14 protein-coding genes and 1 other RNA gene are annotated in these 16,087 nt (G+C 61.0%); 6 read left to right on the forward strand and 9 right to left on the reverse strand.

The annotated features are described in order from the left end of the window. Nucleotides 1–33 precede the first annotated feature (33 nt). Nucleotides 34–2,739: a hybrid sensor histidine kinase/response regulator gene (locus tag AC13EY_RS01905; RefSeq protein ID WP_482876253.1), complete on the forward strand. Its 2,706-nt coding sequence runs from the start codon at nucleotides 34–36 to the stop codon at nucleotides 2,737–2,739. On the opposite strand, the gene AC13EY_RS01910 is transcribed toward AC13EY_RS01905, so the two are convergent. Next, on the reverse strand, nucleotides 2,717–3,475 hold the full coding sequence (locus tag AC13EY_RS01910) for a sulfite exporter TauE/SafE family protein (RefSeq protein WP_228247254.1): 759 nt from the start codon (nucleotides 3,473–3,475) through the stop codon (nucleotides 2,717–2,719). The genes AC13EY_RS01905 and AC13EY_RS01910 overlap by 23 nt on opposite strands. Before the next feature lie 70 nt (nucleotides 3,476–3,545). On the opposite strand from AC13EY_RS01910, the gene AC13EY_RS01915 reads away from it, so the two are divergent. The 3 genes from AC13EY_RS01915 to AC13EY_RS01925 all read left to right on the forward strand — a co-directional run bounded on the left by AC13EY_RS01915 (nucleotide 3,546) and on the right by AC13EY_RS01925 (nucleotide 5,258). After that, nucleotides 3,546–3,785, forward strand: coding sequence for a YheU family protein (locus AC13EY_RS01915; protein WP_088276652.1), 240 nt, complete (start codon nucleotides 3,546–3,548; stop codon nucleotides 3,783–3,785). A 215-nt stretch (nucleotides 3,786–4,000) separates the two neighbouring features. After that, nucleotides 4,001–4,306, forward strand: coding sequence for a hypothetical protein (locus tag AC13EY_RS01920; protein WP_088276654.1), 306 nt, complete (start codon nucleotides 4,001–4,003; stop codon nucleotides 4,304–4,306). 88 nt (nucleotides 4,307–4,394) lie between these two features. Next, nucleotides 4,395–5,258, forward strand: a complete 864-nt coding sequence (locus tag AC13EY_RS01925) for a pirin family protein (RefSeq protein WP_482876256.1) — start codon at nucleotides 4,395–4,397, stop codon at nucleotides 5,256–5,258. Between the two features lie 15 nt (nucleotides 5,259–5,273). On the opposite strand, the gene recR is transcribed toward AC13EY_RS01925, so the two are convergent. From recR to dnaX, 3 genes are read right to left on the reverse strand one after another with little or no spacing between them, the layout of a single operon-like run. Beyond that, entirely contained in the window at nucleotides 5,274–5,873 is a 600-nt protein-coding gene (gene recR / locus AC13EY_RS01930; RefSeq protein ID WP_228247256.1) for a recombination mediator RecR, read from the reverse strand. A gap of 3 nt (nucleotides 5,874–5,876) precedes the next feature. Next, nucleotides 5,877–6,203: a YbaB/EbfC family nucleoid-associated protein gene (locus AC13EY_RS01935; protein WP_088276660.1), complete on the reverse strand. Its 327-nt coding sequence runs from the start codon at nucleotides 6,201–6,203 to the stop codon at nucleotides 5,877–5,879. Between the two features lie 17 nt (nucleotides 6,204–6,220). Continuing rightward, nucleotides 6,221–8,296 carry a DNA polymerase III subunit gamma/tau gene (dnaX, locus tag AC13EY_RS01940; protein ID WP_482890393.1) on the reverse strand — a complete coding sequence of 692 codons (2,076 nt, stop codon included), beginning with the start codon at nucleotides 8,294–8,296 and terminating at the stop codon, nucleotides 6,221–6,223. 220 nt (nucleotides 8,297–8,516) lie between these two features. On the opposite strand from dnaX, the gene AC13EY_RS01945 reads away from it, so the two are divergent. Beyond that, a complete protein-coding gene (locus AC13EY_RS01945; RefSeq protein ID WP_482876259.1) occupies nucleotides 8,517–10,172 on the forward strand; it encodes a methyl-accepting chemotaxis protein in 1,656 nt (551 codons plus the stop codon). A 134-nt stretch (nucleotides 10,173–10,306) separates the two neighbouring features. Here the strand turns inward: AC13EY_RS01945 and AC13EY_RS01950 are convergent, their stop codons facing one another. From AC13EY_RS01950 to AC13EY_RS01970, 5 genes are all read right to left on the reverse strand, one after another. Then, nucleotides 10,307–10,444 (reverse strand): DUF6538 domain-containing protein, encoded by a 138-nt coding sequence (locus AC13EY_RS01950; protein WP_308444264.1) that lies wholly within the window; start codon nucleotides 10,442–10,444, stop codon nucleotides 10,307–10,309. Between the two features lie 68 nt (nucleotides 10,445–10,512). Then, nucleotides 10,513–10,609: signal recognition particle sRNA small type (ffs, locus tag AC13EY_RS01955), an RNA gene on the reverse strand. 74 nt (nucleotides 10,610–10,683) lie between these two features. Further along, complete coding sequence (locus tag AC13EY_RS01960) at nucleotides 10,684–12,312, reverse strand: methyl-accepting chemotaxis protein (RefSeq protein WP_482876260.1); 1,629 nt, start codon at nucleotides 12,310–12,312, stop codon at nucleotides 10,684–10,686. 247 nt (nucleotides 12,313–12,559) lie between these two features. Further along, a complete protein-coding gene (locus AC13EY_RS01965; RefSeq protein ID WP_482876261.1) occupies nucleotides 12,560–13,489 on the reverse strand; it encodes an AEC family transporter in 930 nt (309 codons plus the stop codon). A gap of 52 nt (nucleotides 13,490–13,541) precedes the next feature. Then, nucleotides 13,542–14,192, reverse strand: a complete 651-nt coding sequence (locus AC13EY_RS01970; protein ID WP_228247261.1) for a thiopurine S-methyltransferase — start codon at nucleotides 14,190–14,192, stop codon at nucleotides 13,542–13,544. Between the two features lie 111 nt (nucleotides 14,193–14,303). On the opposite strand from AC13EY_RS01970, the gene AC13EY_RS01975 reads away from it, so the two are divergent. Next, nucleotides 14,304–16,046 (forward strand): potassium/proton antiporter, encoded by a 1,743-nt coding sequence (locus AC13EY_RS01975; protein WP_482876262.1) that lies wholly within the window; start codon nucleotides 14,304–14,306, stop codon nucleotides 16,044–16,046. The last annotated feature ends 41 nt before the right edge of the window (nucleotides 16,047–16,087 follow it).

Below are 16,087 nucleotides of genomic sequence, written 5' to 3' on the forward strand. Positions count from 1 at the left end.
CGCGTTCTTATACTGTGCTGGGTTGCGCTGGGCATGGCCTTCTCGTCCTGCTTGGCGTTCGCCCAGGTTAGTCACCAACTGGCTGAAAGCGTCGATATCAGCAACCTGCATGCTCGCCTGTCACTCGGCCGGCAGTTGCTGCTCCTGGAGGACCCACAGGGCAGCCTGACTATCGAGCAACTGCAGCGCGGCAGCGTTCAGCCCTGGCGCCCGATCAGCAGCCAACATATCAATGAAGGCAAGGACTCATCAGTCTGGTGGGTTCAATTTGCCCTGCGCAACACCCTGACTACCCCCATCGAAGGAGTAGTGGAAATCGAGTATCCACTACTGGACAACCTGACGCTCTACCAACTGCGCCCCGGGGCGGCCCCACTGATACAGCAGGGCGGCGACCATCTGCCACCCAGTGCGCGCGCGGTTGCCGTCAGCAACCACTGGTTTCCGGTCACCCTGCCGCCGGGAGAAACGCGCTTCTACCTGCGCGTTGATACCGCCAGTACCGTGTTCGTCCCGCTCTACTTCTCCAGCTGGCCAGCCAGCAGCGCGCAGCTGGAGACCAGCATGCTGGGTGCAGGGCTGTTCTACGGCATTCTGCTGGGGCTGTTTGCCTACAACCTGTTCCTGCAGCTGTCGCTGCGCGAGGCAACCTATGCCTGGTATCTGGCCCATATCCTGAGCATCTTGCTGTTCATGGCCACCTTCGATGGCCTGCTGTGGAAATGGATTGACGCCAGCATTACGTTACAGACTCTGGCCATCTACACGCTGATGTTCATTCATTGCGCCGTGTCGACCCAGTTCAGCCGGCACTATCTGCACACCCGCGAGCAATTCCCGCGTCTGGATCGGATACTGCGCGTAAAGATTCTGATCGTGCTGGCCGCGATGGTGGTGATACCCGTATTCAGCACCACTTTGTACAACAACATGGCCAGCCTGTTTGTACTGGTCAGCTCAATCATTCTGCTCGGCACCGGCATTTATGTCTGGCGCAAGGGTTTCCGCTACGGCGCCCACTACACCCTGGCCTGGGGCTTTCTGCTCTGCTCGCTGATTCTCTCGACTGCGGGCTCGCTGGGATTTGAGCTGTTTGGTGCCAGCTACGGCACTCACTGGGTGAAGTTCGGCATGTGCGCCGAGATGATCATTCTCTCGCTGGGACTGGCCGACCGCATCAACGCCCTCAAAGAGGCACGCTACCGGGCAGACGAGGAAGCCAGGCAAGCACGCCTGGAAACCCTGGCGCAGAGTCGCTTTCTGGCGCGCATGAGCCATGAAATCCGCACCCCGATGAATGGGGTTCTCGGCATGCTGCAGCTATTGATGGAAACCCGTCTGGATAACCAGCAGCGATTCTATCTGGACACCATCAGCAAGTCCGGCCAAACCCTGCTGACGGTCATCAACGACATCCTGGACTTCGCGCGTCTGGAATCCGGGCAGGTCAAACTGGAAACCCTCGCCTTCGACCCGGAAGCCCTGGTGTCGGAAACGGCAGGCCTGTTCACCGCGCAGACACTGGAGAAACACATTGGTCTGTATTGCAGCGTATCACCGGCACTGCCCGAGCAGTTGATTGGCGACCCCACCCGACTCAAGCAGGTATTGATGAACCTGCTCAGCAATGCATTCAAGTTCACCAGCAAGGGGCATGTCAGCGTCGAGGTCAGCGGCGCGCCGAGCGATCGGGGGAACGGGCAGTGGGATATCCGCTTCGACATCAGTGATACCGGCATCGGCATAGCACGTGACGCGCAGGCAGGCCTGTTCGACTCCTTCACCCAGGCCGACAGCAGTACCACAAGGCGCTATGGCGGAACCGGCCTCGGTCTGGCAATCAGCCAGGAGCTGGTGCGCCTGATGGGGGGCACCATCACGCTGGAGAGTGACAAGGATCAGGGAACCTGCATGTCGCTTTCACTGCCGATGCAGAGCGCTGGCGCAGCACCGGACAAGCCGCTCGCAGGTATCGCCACCATCGTGACCCGTCATGCGGCAGCCCGCCCGCATTATCAGACCCAGCTCGCACGACTGGGCTACCAGGTCGAGCCCCTTGAAGGAGAGGCTTGCGAACAACAGACTGCACTGGTGCTGCTCGACGCCCAGGACATACCGACCGACCGCCTCCAGCAACTGCTGCATCACTACGAACAGGAGAACACTCCGATCCTGCTGCTGCGGGCAGCCGACGATCATCGCCAGCTAGCCTGGCAGGGCCAGGTGCTGGAGCAGAGCCTGCCGCTGCTTCCGGGGCAATTGCAGAAGGCGCTGGCGCTGCTGCTCAATAGCAACCCACCGCAGGCTCAGCCAACCGAGCGTCCGATCAGCGAGCAGTGGCGTGGACGCGGGCATCTGCTGATTGCCGAAGACAACCAGGTCAATCAACTGGTGGTAAAGACGCTGCTGGAGAAAGCGGGTTACAGCCTGGAACTGACCGAAAATGGCGCAGATGCCCTGCGCCTCTACCGGGAGGACCCGGAGCGCTACGATCTCATCCTGATGGACTGCGAAATGCCCCAGATGGACGGATTTGAGGCAACCCGGCGGATACGCGCCCATGAACAGCGGGAACATCTGCCACGCACGCCGATTGTCGCCCTGACCGCCCATGTACTCGACACTCATCGCCTGGAGGGCATGACCGCCGGCATGGACGACTACCTGCCCAAACCCGTCGACAGCGAACAGCTGTATGCCAGTCTGCAGCGACTGATCAGGAGCCGAGCAATCCAATGACGCCTTCGACCAGCAGCTTGCCACCGGTCAACAGCAGAAACAGGTAACACAACCGATAGATCAGCTGCTCATTGCTGCGTTGCAGCATCCAGAACCCGAGTTTGACGCCGATCGGAGCCAACGGCATCAGCGCCAGCGACGTCAGAAGGTTCTCAGTGGAAAACTGCCCGAGATAGACATAGGCAGGGACCTTTACCCAGTTGACCAGGGTAAAGAACACGGCCAGCGTGCCCATCAGCACCGTTTTCTCCAGCCGCTGAGGCAGCATGTATACATTGATCGGCGGCCCGCCGGCATGGATGCCAAAGCTGGTAAAACCGGAAACAAGCCCCCAGAACCGGCCCCGCCAGACACTGGCAGGACGCGCCAGCGTCTGATCACGGCGCAACCAGGCGTTTAGCACAAAAAGGACGGCGATGGTGCCAATGAGCAGGCGGATATGCTGCTCGTTGAGCACCCGAAACGAGAGCGCACCAAGCGCAACGCCGACCATTGCAGCAGGCAGAATGATACGCAGGTTGGTCTTGTCCCAGCGCCCGCGAAACGTACGGATGGCAACCAGATCCATTGCACAGAGAATCGGCAGCAGGATCGCTGCCGCCTTCTGTGGCGACACCACCATGGCCATCAAGGGCACGGAGAGAATGGCAATATTTCCGCCAAAACCGCCCTTGGCGATGCCATACAGCAGCACCGCGGGCACGGCACAAAGATAGAATAGCGGGTCGTCGATCATCGTCCGGTCAATACCCTCTTAAAGGGCGCGAGTGTAACATTGCCCCCACCGTCAGCAGAGAAACCGGCGCATGTTGATTCCCTATCAGTTGTTGGAACCAGAAACCCTTGATGCACTGCTGGAAGACTTTGTCACCCGCGATGGAACCGACAATGGCGACGACAGCAGCCTTGAGGTGCGGGTTGCCCAGGTAAGACGTCTGCTGGAACGCAAGGAGGTGGTCATCGTATTCCACCCCGATACCGGTGATACCAGCCTGGCCCACCGCCACAGCGTGCCGCCCGAACTGCTGGAGGCGTTTCTCGAGTAACCGCAGCAGGACACCTGCGTTGAGCAGTGTGTGACATATCAGCGCAGAGCAACCGCCGGAAAGCACCGGAAAAACCACGTCAAGCGAGCTATTTCGCGGCCTTCAGGTCCAAGCGGCGAGCTGATGACGATGCCCGGATGCATGCGCGAGCGCTTGGAGACAGGCCGGTGAGCGGCTACCATAGGGGCTTCCCCATGCAGGCATGCGAGGTAGAGATGAAACAGTTAGTTGTACTGGGCCTCAGCGGCCTGCTTGGTCTGGGCAGCCTCACTGCTCAGGCATGTACCCCGGAAGAGGCGATTGCCAAAGGCGAGCTTCTGGCGCAGATGATCTACGATCGCACCAAGGACCAGCCGGGCATGGCCGAAGAGCTCAATGCACGCCTCAAGGCGCTGCAAGAGCAGGATCCGGCCAACGGCCGCTACGACTCCTGCCAGGGCTACCAGCGCATCATTGACGAGCTGGAAGGCCGCGCCCCAGCCGACACACCTGCCGAGGCGCCCGCCGAAAGCAATCAGTAAATTCGATACGATTAACGTATTTTTTGCGTTATCAAATCGAATTTACCAGTCATACAATGGCGCAAAACCTATCCTTGGGAGATGCGCCATGACTCAGCACCGTGATCTGATCGAAGCCATTGTCGGGCAACCGGCCTCGGACGGCGACGGCGTGCGCCTGACCCGCGTATTCGGCGGGCGTGATGCTGCGCGTTTCGACCCCTTCCTGATGCTCGACGAATTCAACTCCGACAGCGCAGACGACTACATCGGCGGCTTCCCTTCCCACCCCCATCGCGGCTTTGAAACCGTCACCTATATGCTTGAAGGCCGCATGCTGCACGAGGACCACCTCGGCAACCGCGGGCTCCTCGGCCCCGGGGACGTGCAATGGATGACCGCAGGCCGAGGCATCATTCACTCGGAAATGCCGCAACAGGACCGGGGAACCATGCGGGGTTTTCAGCTCTGGCTGAACCTGCCCGCAGCCGACAAGATGCAACCGGCGCACTATCGCGACCTGCCAGCGTCGGCACTGCCAGAGCAGGCACTCGCTGGCGGCGGACAACTCAAGCTGATCGCCGGCCGTATAGAGCACAACGGTCAATCAGTGACAGCACCGATCAGCGGCGGCAAGACCGACCCCTTGTACATCGATGTGCAATTGAACGCGAACGAGCATGTCAGCTTGCCGATTCCGACCACCCACCGGCTGCTTGGCTACGTCTATGAAGGAAGTGTCGCAGTGCAAGGCGAGCAGCGCACCGCCGTGCTGGAAAAGGGCCGCCTTGGGCGTTTCGGTGAAGGCGACAGGGTCAGTTTGCAGGCGGGCTCCGCCGGGGCCCGGCTGTTGCTGCTGGCAGGTCGTCCGCTGGGGGAGCCGATCGTTCAATACGGCCCCTTCGTGATGAACAGCGAGGCTGAAATCCATCAGGCCATACGTGACTACCAGCTCGGACGACTGACCGACTAGGCGCCGGCGCCGACCTCAGAGGATCGGCGTTCGGCCGGCCAGCGCGTGGGCCAGGGTGCCGCCGTCGATATACTCCAGCTCGCCGCCGAGCGGCACGCCGTGGGCAATACGCGATACCCGAATACCGCGCGGGCGCAGCAACTCCGCGATGTAATGGGCGGTGGCTTCGCCTTCCACGGTCGGGTTGGTCGCCAGAATGATCTCGTCTACCGGCCGCCCCTCGATACAATCGAGCAGCGCCGGCACGCCGATTTCCTCAGGGCCCATGCCGTCAATCGGCGACAGATGGCCCTTGAGCACAAAGTAGCGTCCGTTGAATCCGCCAGCCTGCTCGACCGCCCAGACATCAGCCGGGCTTTGCAGCACACAGAGCAGGCGGTCGTCCCGGCGGGGATCACTGCACAGCGAGCAAATCTCGGTCTCGCTCAGGGTGCGGCAGCGCTGGCAATATCCCACACCCTCAACCGCCGCCTGCAGGGCATGTGCAAGGTGAGCCGCTGCAGCACGATCACGTTCCAGCAGATGCAAGGCCATGCGCTGGGCAGTTTTCGGCCCTACGCCCGGCAAACCACGCAGGGCGTCGACCATCTGACGAATCAGCGGACTGAAACTCATCGATCAGAACGGCATCTTGAAGCCGTCGGGCAGATTCATACCCGCGGTAAAGCCGGACATTTTGTCCTTGTTTGCCTGCTCCAGCTTGCGCACAGCATCGTTCACCGCGGCCGCGATCAGGTCTTCCAGCACTTCCTTGTCTTCCTGCATCAGGCTGTCATCCAGATTGACGCGGCGCACATCGTGGCGACCGGTCATGACAACCGAGACCAGACCGGCACCGGACTGACCGGTGACTTCCATATTGGCCAGCTCTTCCTGCATTTTGGCCATTTTTTCCTGCATTTGCTGGGCCTGCTTCATCAGGCCTGCCATGCCACCTTTCATCATGACGCTATCCTCCAGTATCAGCTTGCGGGCTCGTCAATCGGACGAATCGTATCCGCACAAATTTCCGCGGAAAACTCCGCGCACAGTCGTTGGACCATCGGGTCGTTATGAATGCTCAGCTCGGCCGCCTTCTGACGCGTCGCCTTGCGACGGGCGGCGGCAACCGCTGGCGTTTCCTGGGTGGGCGCAGACACATCAACGGTCAGCGCCACATCCGCCTGCGTAACGGCAGCGATTGCCTGCTCAAGACGCTTGCGGTGGTTTTCGTTGTAAAGCGCACTATGGCCCGGGTCCAGATGGAGTGTCCAGAGCCCCCCGTCGCGCGCGACCAACTGGCAATGCGCGGCGATACTCTGGGTCAGACCGGACAGGCCCAACTGATCAAACAGCCCCAACCACTCGGCCGCCAAACCGCTGGCCGGTGGCAAATCGCTGAGTTCATCGCCGGGCTCGTCAACAGCAGCCTCATCCGTCGATTCAGGCTGCCAATCGGCGATGTACTGACTGGCGTCCAGATCGTCCTCGTCATCACGATCCACACCGCTGTCGTCAGGCGGCGGGCCATCCAGCCAGTCTGCTGGCGGCTCGTCCTGCGGTGGCCGATACGGCGCCTTCGGGTTCAGCGGGCGTGGTGTTTCTGGCGCAGGATGCTCGGGCACCTCGGCTGACGGGGCTGCCGCGGGTTCTGTCTGCGACACCGGAGCAACTGTTTCAGGCGACACCACGGGTGCAGGTGCAGGTGCAGGTGCAGGTGCAGGTGCAGGTGCAGGTGCAGGTGCAGGTGCAGGTGCAGGTGCAGGTGCAGGTGCAGGTGCAGGTGCAGGTGCAACAGGAGTCTGAGCGACAGCTGCAGGAGCGGCAACCGACTCAGCGGTTGGCGCCTTGGTGTGTGCGGACTCAGTGCTGGCTGAACTGGGTCCTGTCGACTTTTCCGGCTCTGGCGGCGCTGACTGATCCGGTAGCGCGCCGGGCGTCACCGTAATACCACCGGAGGCGGCATCAGCAAGCGTACCCGGGCGAAACGCCAGCATTCTCAGCAGCGCCATTTCGAAACCGCCACGCGGCTCCGGTGCCAGAGGCAGATCACGGCGGCCATGCAGGGCGAGCTGGTAGAACAGCTGCACATCCTCGGCGCTGACCTTGCCGGCCAACGCCAGCACACGCTGCTGATCACCCAGGCTGTTGTCGGTTGCCTCGGGCACCACCTGCGCCATGGCTACGCGCTGCAGGGTTGAAATCAGCTCGGCCAGCACACCGGCAAAATCCACGCCCTGCTCTGCCAACTGCGCCGCGGCGGCCATCAGGCCACGGGCATCACCGGCAACCAGCGCGTCCAGCACGCCAAATACCTGAGCATGGTCGATGGTACCCAGCATGCTGCGCACCTGCTCAACCCGCAGCTGGCCATTGCCAAAGGCAATCGCCTGGTCGGTCAGACTGAGCGCATCGCGCATTGAGCCATCAGCCGCACGCCCGAGCAGCCAGAGCGACTCCTCGTCAAAGCCGATCTGTTCCTCACCCAGCACGTGACGAAGATGCTCCACCACTTTTTCCGGTGGCATGTTCTTCAGCGCGAACTGCAGGCAACGGGACAGGATGGTGACAGGCAACTTCTGCGGGTCGGTTGTTGCCAGCAGAAACTTGACATGCTCCGGCGGCTCTTCCAGCGTTTTCAGCAGCGCATTGAAGCTGTGGCTGGAGAGCATGTGCACTTCGTCGATCAGGTAGACCTTGAAGCGCCCGCGCGACGGCGCGTACTGCACATTCTCCAGCAGCTCGCGGGTGTCCTCGACCTTGGTGCGACTCGCCGCATCCACCTCGATCAGGTCGACAAACCGGCCCTGATCGATCTCCAGACAGGCCGAGCACTGACCGCAGGGTTCAGAGCTGATGCCCCTTTCGCAGTTAAGACACTTGGCAAGAATCCGGGCGATGGTGGTCTTGCCGACCCCGCGGGTACCGGTAAACAGATAGGCGTGGTGCAGCCGGTTGTTATCAAGCGCATTGATCATGGCCTGCAGCACATGGGTCTGGCCGACCATCTCGCGGAACAGGCGGGGCCGCCACTTGCGGGCTAGTACCTGATAACTCATTGGCTCTGTTGGTATCCGTTGGTCTAAAGCGAGCGAGTAATGTACCCAAGCAGCGGCTACAATGCGAGCGCAAGACGCCAATGCCGGCGATTGTTACCCATGACAGTCCGCATCAGGCATCACGACCGGGCGCATCCGGCCGGGGCGAGGGCCTGCCCATTCTGTCTCGCCAGCTGCAGCGAGCTCCTTCAATATTCCACTTAAAGGATCCAGCCAACTCATGTCGGCCCTGAGTAATCTGTCCATCAAGCTACGCCTGACCATCCTCAGCGCATTTGCCCTGATTCTGCTGATCATACTGAGCATCGTTTCGGTAAACGCACTCAGCAATGCCGCCAAATCCCTCAAAACGGTCTATCACGATCGCCTGATTCCCACCGGCCAGTTGGGGCGCATTGAACTGGCCGTACAGACCATTCAGACAGAGTTGCTGCTGTCAGCACAGCATAACCCCAGCCATCCCCTGCGCAGCAGCCACCAGCACCCACTGGATCAGCACCTGAATGTTGTTGACGGCGCTGTCAGTCTGATCAAAAAGGATTGGAGCGCCTATCTGTCAACGCACCTAACGGCCGAGGAGAAGCAGTTAAGCGACACCGTCGATGCGCAGCTTGAACGCATGCTGACCCAGGGTGTAGTGCCTGCCCTTACGGCTCTGCGGCAAGCGGACTTTGCCGCAGCCAACCAAATACTGCTGACCACGCTGCGGCCTGAGGCCGGTACGTTGGCAGGCACGCTCGAGCAGTTGCTCGAGCTGCAGAGCGCCATCGCCGAGCAGGAGTACCAGAACGCCGAAACCAGCTATCAGAACACGCTGATAATCGCGGCTATTACTACCCTGGTCGCCCTCACCGCACTGCTGCTGATGTCCTGGAGCATCATTCACGGTATCAGCGCTTCCGTCACCCGACTGGAGCAGGCCAGCACCCGGCTCGCCGACGGCGACCTGACCAGCCGCGCCAACGACCGCAGAACCGATGAGCTGGGACGCATCAGCCAGGCCTTCGACCGCATGGCAGAACGCTTCCAGAACACCATCAACCAGGTGGCCGGCTCCAGTGGCCAACTTGCCGCTGCGGCCGAGGAAACCTCGGCAATCAGCGTGCAAACCGGCAGCGGCGTGCGCCAGCAGCAGCATGAAGTCGAGCAGGTAGCGGCCGCGATGCACGAGATGACCACCACAGTGCAGGACGTGGCGCGCAATGCTGCCGAGGCCGCCGATGCGTCACATCAGGCCGAACAGGAAGCCCAGCAGGGCCGCCAGCTGGCCACCCGCACCATCGATGCCATTCAATCCCTGGCAGAGGAAGTGGAGCGCGCCGCCCAGGTTATCCAGCGGCTGGAACAGGAAAGCGACAGCATCAGCTCGGTGCTGACGGTGATTCAGGGCGTCGCAGAGCAGACCAATCTGCTGGCGCTTAACGCGGCCATCGAGGCCGCCCGCGCCGGCGAACAGGGGCGCGGCTTTGCAGTGGTGGCCGACGAGGTCCGAGCGCTGGCCTCGCGTACCCAGCAGTCCGCATCCGAAATCCAGCAAATGATCACCCGCCTGCAGGAAGGCACTGGCGAAGCGGTCAGCGTGATGCAGATCAGCCGCGACAAAGCCAAACAAGGGGTAGACGCTGTTGGCCTGGCAAGCGATCGCCTGCTTGCGATCACCGACGCCGTGACCCGCATCAATGATCTCAACGTGCAGATTGCGTCGGCCGCGGAAGAGCAGTCATCGGTCGCAGAAGAGATCAATCGCAATATCAACAACGTCAGCGATATTGCACAGCAAACCAGCACGGCGTCGGAGCAGAGCGCAGCCACCAGCGAAGAGCTCGCACGCCTGGCCAGCGACCTGCAACAGCTGATCGGACGCTTCCGCGTCTGATCTACCGCATCAGGACAACGCCGGACGCTCAAGGTCCGGCGCTGTCCTGTGCAACCCACCTGAATGACCAACCTCAGCATAGAACCGCCGATACCCTTCGCTTGACGGATAACGGGTATGACTGCGTCTAAGGCTTAATGACGACAGCGGGTATTGAGCGAACGACGAATCTCGCGTCTGCCAATGACCGGACGCAACGATTGCGGCACCGCAACACGGCAGTAGAAGACAGAGTGACGGGAAAGCTGGAGATATGAGGGTAAGGCCTGCATGTACCACCTCTTGTACCACCTGCACAAGAAACGGCAAAAAGCCTTATAAATCAAGTATTTGGAGGCAACCCCACCAGCCACACCCCGGCACACGATATGACCGCTGCGGCTGCTCCCTTCCGGGCCTGACCGGGTTCACGGCTGATCATTGCGAGGGGACCGGTGGGGCCACCATAGCGACCTGAGCTTGCTCAGGCCGCGCTATTGTAACGGCTTATGCTCAAGTTACAACCCGAATATCAGGTTTTGAAGCGACCAACCTGTTGCTGCAGATTGGCAGCCAGGCGTGCGAGCACGTTACTGGCATCGCGACTTTCCTGAGACGACTGCGCAGACTGGTTGGACAGATCACGAATGCCGCTGATGTTGCGGGCGATATCTTCGGTTGTCTGACTCTGCTCCTCGCACGCGGCGGCGATCTGCGCAGCCATGTCGTTGATGCGCATGACGGAGGCGGAAGTCTCGTTCAGCGAAGATTCGGTGGTACCGGCCTTCTCGACGCTCTGTGCTGCCAGCTGGGCACCACGCTGCATGACGGCAACAGCCTGTCCGGTGCCGCTCTGCAGCTTCTGGATCATTTGCTGGATATCACGGGTGGAGTCCTGGGTACGCGCCGCCAGTGCACGGACCTCGTCGGCCACCACCGCAAAGCCGCGGCCCTGCTCGCCGGCGCGGGCGGCCTCGATGGCGGCATTGAGTGCCAGCAGGTTGGTCTGCTCGGCAATACCCTCGATCACACTGAGCACGCCGCCAATCTTGTCGGTGTCCTGCTCCAGATTGTTGATCACACCCGCAGCCTCTTCAACATCGGCGGCCAGGCGTCGCAGATCGTTCATGGTGGCTGACACCACATCGGAAGCGGAGTGTCCCTGACGGTCTGCCTCACGGGCGGCATCAGCAGTACTATGCGCGTTGTCGGCAACCTCGTGGATGGCAGCGCTCATCTCCGTCGCAGCGGTACTGACCTGATCGACCGCCATATACTGCTCGTTGACCAGTTTCTCCTGCCCCTCGGCAATTGCACTCATCTGCTCGGCAGCCGAGGCTACCTGCAGGGTCGATTCGGCAACGTCGCGTATCAGCCCCTGCAATTGCTCCAGAAATGCGTTGAATGCCTTGCTCAGCTGGCCCAATTCGTCATTGGAGTGCACCACCACGCGGCGGGTCAGGTCGCCCTCGCCGTCTGCAATGTCGCGAATGCGCTGCAGCAGCTCACGTAACGGGTTGGTAATCAGGCCGGGGAAAAATACGATCATCAGAAAGCACACGACGGCACCGATGGCCAGCACCACCGTCACCCGAGCATGGCTTGCAGCGACATCCGCTTCAGCTTCAGCCGCTTCCGCTTCAGCCTGCTGGTTGATCAGCTCGGTCATCTTGTTGATCAGCTCACGCGCCCGCGAAAACTGCTCATAACCCTGACCGTAGCTGCTGTCACTCGCCCTGGCTGCGTCGCCGGACCGTGCCAGGCGGACGTTCTCGAGTGAGGTGGCTTTCCAGACAGCAAACGCCCTGGCGAATTCATCCGCCAGCGCACGCCCTTCCGGCGTTTTGGTGGCAGCCGCGTAACGCGCAATGCGATCACTGGCCTGTTGCATGTTGTCAGTGTGCTCGGCATCCAGCCCGCTTGAGACCACGCCTTCGATAATGGCCCGCTCGGCCGCCAACGCCTGATACATGTCACGGTCGGCTTCAAGCACCACCGAGCTGCGCGGCAACAGGTCGGTCGAGACACGTACCAGACGCGACTCAACCTTGGAGACAGCCCAGAATGCGGACAGTCCAAGGAGGACGAACAACGCGGCCAGAATCAGAATGGGAAGGGTCAATTTCCAGCGGAAACTCAAATCACGGAAGACACTAAGCATGGCTCTTTTTCACTCTTGTCAGCACGGCAGGCAGGACTCGAGACACGAGTCCGCGATAACTCCCTGGAGGCAGGCTCGGCTTGGATCATTAAACATCACACCGACAACAGCCAACGCGCGCCGTCACGCACACGTCAATTTTTTGCTTCCTGACATGAGTATCGACCATGAGCGCTAAAGCATGAGTGCTTTTTAGTTGTTTTTCTCATAAAAAACAGGGCGCTTACAAAGAAGTCTTACGCTGATCTCAATTGGCACCTGTAAACAGCCAAGCGCTCATCAGCGGAATGTACAGCAGCGCGACAAGCGTGCTGAGCAGCGCGGTGCCGGCAACCTGCGCGGGATGGGTGTCGAGCAGCGTGGCTATGACAACCGTATTGGCGGCAATGGGGGTGATGGAGATCAGCATGATCGCCTGATAGACGGCGACATCGTAGACCTGAAACAGACGGGCATCCAGCGCGCAGAATGCCAGCGCCAGCAACGGCCAACTGACGAACTTGCCCAGCAGCGCCAGCCCGGTAAAGCGCAAGTCTCCGGCCAGACCGCGGAAACTCAGAATGCTCATACCGATAATCATCATGCCGAATACGCTGTAGGCACCGCGCAGGTTATCGAACAGCGGCTCGAATGCATCCGGAATCTGCAGGCCGGCACTGTTGAGGCCAACCGCCAGAAAGAAGGCGTATAACGACGGCAGCCGCACTACCTTGAGCAGACAGTCCCGAATGCCGTAGCGCCCGCGCGCGGCCAGATAAAACCCGACGGAGTTTTCGAACAGGGTGGTGCCGAGCATGCAGACGATATAAATCGCCAGCCCCTGCTCACCGAACAGCAACAGCGCAACCGGAATACCGAAGTAACCGGTATTACCGGTTCCGACCGCAAGCGGGATCATGTTGGCGCCGGCCCCTGGAAACCAGCGTCTGGCGATCTGCAAATGCGCCCAGCCGGTGAGGCTGCACAGCGCGAAGGTCAGAAACGGCAGCAGGATGACTTCAGCAGACAGCGGCGCGTGCATCACCCCGGAAAACACCACCGACGGCGTCACGATATACATCATGATGCCAGCGATGTGCCGGCCGCTGGCATCCAGATAGCGGCCGGCTAGCCAGCCAAGACCAACCGTCACATAGAGCGGCAACAGTTTGTAGAGTAAGGCAAGGGCGGCCAGCATGAGGGCTCCGCAGCGAACAGTCGGTGCCGCAGTCTAGCAGCCCCGACACGGCTTAGTCGGCGATCAGGTATACCCGCTCGGTCAGCGAACGCATGCCCTGGCTGGCAAACACGGCGTGATCGGCCAATACATCCTTCTCTTCCAGCACCTCGATACTGCAGTCCGCGTACAGTTGCCGTACTTCGGCATCGGACACGCTGAAAGGCGGCCCGGGGCGCTGCTCCTGCGGATAATCCAGGGTCACCAGCAGCAGACGCCAGCCCGCGGGCAGCAGTGCGCGTTGATGGGCAACGTAACGCGCACGCATTTCCGGCGGCAGCGCAATCAGCGCCGCGCGATCATAAATTGCACCGATTCCCTGCAGATGCTCGGGCCGGAGTGCGAAGACATCGCCGCAATACAGCGTAAAACCGGCGCCCTCGGCAACCTCAAACTCCCCCTCCGTTTGCCATTGCAAATCCAGCCCATGCTCGTCAGAGAAGCTCTCCAGCGCGCTGCGCGCCAACTCAACGCCCCGAACCGGGTGCCCCTGGCTGCGCAACCAGATCAGATCAAGCGATTTACCGCATAAAGGCACCCAAACCGGAGCCTCTGCATCGACTCCGAGCTGCGGCCACCAGCGCTGCAGCAGCGGATTGGTTGACGCCTTGTGAAACCCGATTTCCCCGCGCTGCCAGCGCTCATGCCAGAATGCCGCATCCATCCTGCTTTCTCCCTACGTTGCAATGCGTTGACTATACAGCAATTTTTTTACCGCTCCGGGCCATAAACGATATAGTGAACGCGTTCCATCCACCCGCTCCGAGCTGCTCCCATGGACTATATCAACACCCTCTTTCTGATCGGTGCCGTGCTGCTCTGCTTCAGCGTGCTCGCCAGTTCGCTGTCGTCGCGTCTGGGCATCCCGCTGCTGCTGATCTTCCTGATCATCGGCATGCTGGCCGGGGTGGACGGTATTGGCCGTATTCAGTTCGAGGATGCCAACACCGCCTTTCTGATCGGCAGTCTGGCATTGGCGATCATTCTGCTTGATGGCGGCATGCGCACACGGGTGGAAAACTTCCGGGTGGGGCTGTGGCCCGCCGTGTCCCTGGCCAGCCTCGGGGTGCTGATCAGCGCCGCGCTGACGGGTGCGCTTACCGCCTGGCTGCTGGAGCTGCACTGGCTGCAGGGCCTGCTGCTTGGTGCCATCGTCGGCTCCACCGACGCCGCTGCGGTGTTCTCGCTGCTGCAGGGCAAGGGGCTGAACCTGAAACAACGGGTTGGCGCAACGCTGGAGATCGAGTCGGGGTCCAACGATCCGATGGCGATTTTCCTGACCATTACCCTGGTCGAAATGCTTGCCAGCGGCCAGACCAGCTTCAACTGGTCCTTCGCCCTGCTGCTGATTGAACAGTTTGGCATCGGCGCTCTCTGCGGACTGGCCGGCGGCTTCGGCCTGGTCTGGCTGGTCAACAGGGTGACGCTGCCAGCCGGCCTGTATCCGCTGCTGATCACCAGTGGCGCCATCATGGTGTTTGCCGCGACCAACAAGATTGGCGGCAGCGGCTTTCTTGCCATCTATCTCACCGGGCTGATCCTGGGCAACAACCGGGTACGCAACCTGCAGAATATCCTGCAGGTGCAGGACGGTATGGCCTGGCTCAGCCAGATCGGCATGTTCCTGATGCTGGGTCTGCTGGTAACGCCCAGTGAAATGGTCATCATCGCCCTGCCGGCGGTGTTGATTGCGCTCTTCCTGATTTTCATCGCCCGGCCGATTGCGGTCATGATCTGCCTGATCCCGTTTGTGTTTTCCTGGCGCGAGAGGTTGTTTATCGCCTGGGTCGGCCTGCGCGGCGCGGTGCCGATCATCCTCGCAATCTTCCCCCTGCTGGCGGGGCTCGAGCAGGCGCAGCTGCTGTTCAACCTGGCCTTTGTGGTGGTGCTGGTCTCATTGCTGCTGCAGGGGTCTTCACTGCCGCTGGCTGCACGCCTGTGCAAGGTAGAGATTCCGCCGCAGCCTGAGCCGCTGCAGCGCACCAGTCTGGATACCGCCATCGACGGCGACTTTGAACTGCTGATCTACCAGCTGGACAACGCCAACTGGTGCGTTGGCGTTGCCCTTCGGGACCTGAAGATGCCCGGAGAGACACGCATTGCCGCACTGTTCCGCGGCAATCATCTGATGCACCCGACCGGCAGTACTCAGCTCGCCCTGGGCGATGTGCTCTGCGTTGTGGGACGGCCGCGCGATCTGCCGGCGCTGTCAAAACTGTTCAGCAAGGCGCAACCGCCTCGTTATCTGGAAAACCGCAGCTTCTTCGGCGACTTCATCCTCGAGGGCGAGGCCACACTGGGCGACGTTGGCAAGTTCTATGGCTTCGCCGTCCCGGAGGATATGCGCCAGCTCAGCCTGGCGGCGTTTTTCAGCCGCCAGTTCGGCGGTCATCCGGTGGTGGGCGATCAAATCGAGTGGGAGGGTCACACCTGGGTGGTTGCCGCCATGGACAACGACTGGATCCTCAAGGTGGGTCTGAAACTGGGCGACGGTGGCAGCCCGCCATTCGGCTTTTGACGGAAGTCCGTTACGGCACTTGACTCTAACATGATGTCAGG

Source organism: Halopseudomonas sp. L-58 (assembly GCF_056859475.1).

Coding starts and splice junctions, on each gene's coding strand:
- AC13EY_RS01905 (WP_482876253.1), top strand. CDS start 34: ATGGCCTTCTCGTCCTGCTTGGCGTTCGCCCAGGTTAGTCACCAACTG.
- AC13EY_RS01910 (WP_228247254.1), bottom strand. CDS start 3,475: ATGATCGACGACCCGCTATTCTATCTTTGTGCCGTGCCCGCGGTGCTG.
- AC13EY_RS01915 (WP_088276652.1), top strand. CDS start 3,546: ATGTTGATTCCCTATCAGTTGTTGGAACCAGAAACCCTTGATGCACTG.
- AC13EY_RS01920 (WP_088276654.1), top strand. CDS start 4,001: ATGAAACAGTTAGTTGTACTGGGCCTCAGCGGCCTGCTTGGTCTGGGC.
- AC13EY_RS01925 (WP_482876256.1), top strand. CDS start 4,395: ATGACTCAGCACCGTGATCTGATCGAAGCCATTGTCGGGCAACCGGCC.
- recR (WP_228247256.1), bottom strand. CDS start 5,873: ATGAGTTTCAGTCCGCTGATTCGTCAGATGGTCGACGCCCTGCGTGGT.
- AC13EY_RS01935 (WP_088276660.1), bottom strand. CDS start 6,203: ATGATGAAAGGTGGCATGGCAGGCCTGATGAAGCAGGCCCAGCAAATG.
- dnaX (WP_482890393.1), bottom strand. CDS start 8,296: ATGAGTTATCAGGTACTAGCCCGCAAGTGGCGGCCCCGCCTGTTCCGC.
- AC13EY_RS01945 (WP_482876259.1), top strand. CDS start 8,517: ATGTCGGCCCTGAGTAATCTGTCCATCAAGCTACGCCTGACCATCCTC.
- AC13EY_RS01950 (WP_308444264.1), bottom strand. CDS start 10,444: ATGCAGGCCTTACCCTCATATCTCCAGCTTTCCCGTCACTCTGTCTTC.
- AC13EY_RS01960 (WP_482876260.1), bottom strand. CDS start 12,312: ATGCTTAGTGTCTTCCGTGATTTGAGTTTCCGCTGGAAATTGACCCTT.
- AC13EY_RS01965 (WP_482876261.1), bottom strand. CDS start 13,489: ATGCTGGCCGCCCTTGCCTTACTCTACAAACTGTTGCCGCTCTATGTG.
- AC13EY_RS01970 (WP_228247261.1), bottom strand. CDS start 14,192: ATGGATGCGGCATTCTGGCATGAGCGCTGGCAGCGCGGGGAAATCGGG.
- AC13EY_RS01975 (WP_482876262.1), top strand. CDS start 14,304: ATGGACTATATCAACACCCTCTTTCTGATCGGTGCCGTGCTGCTCTGC.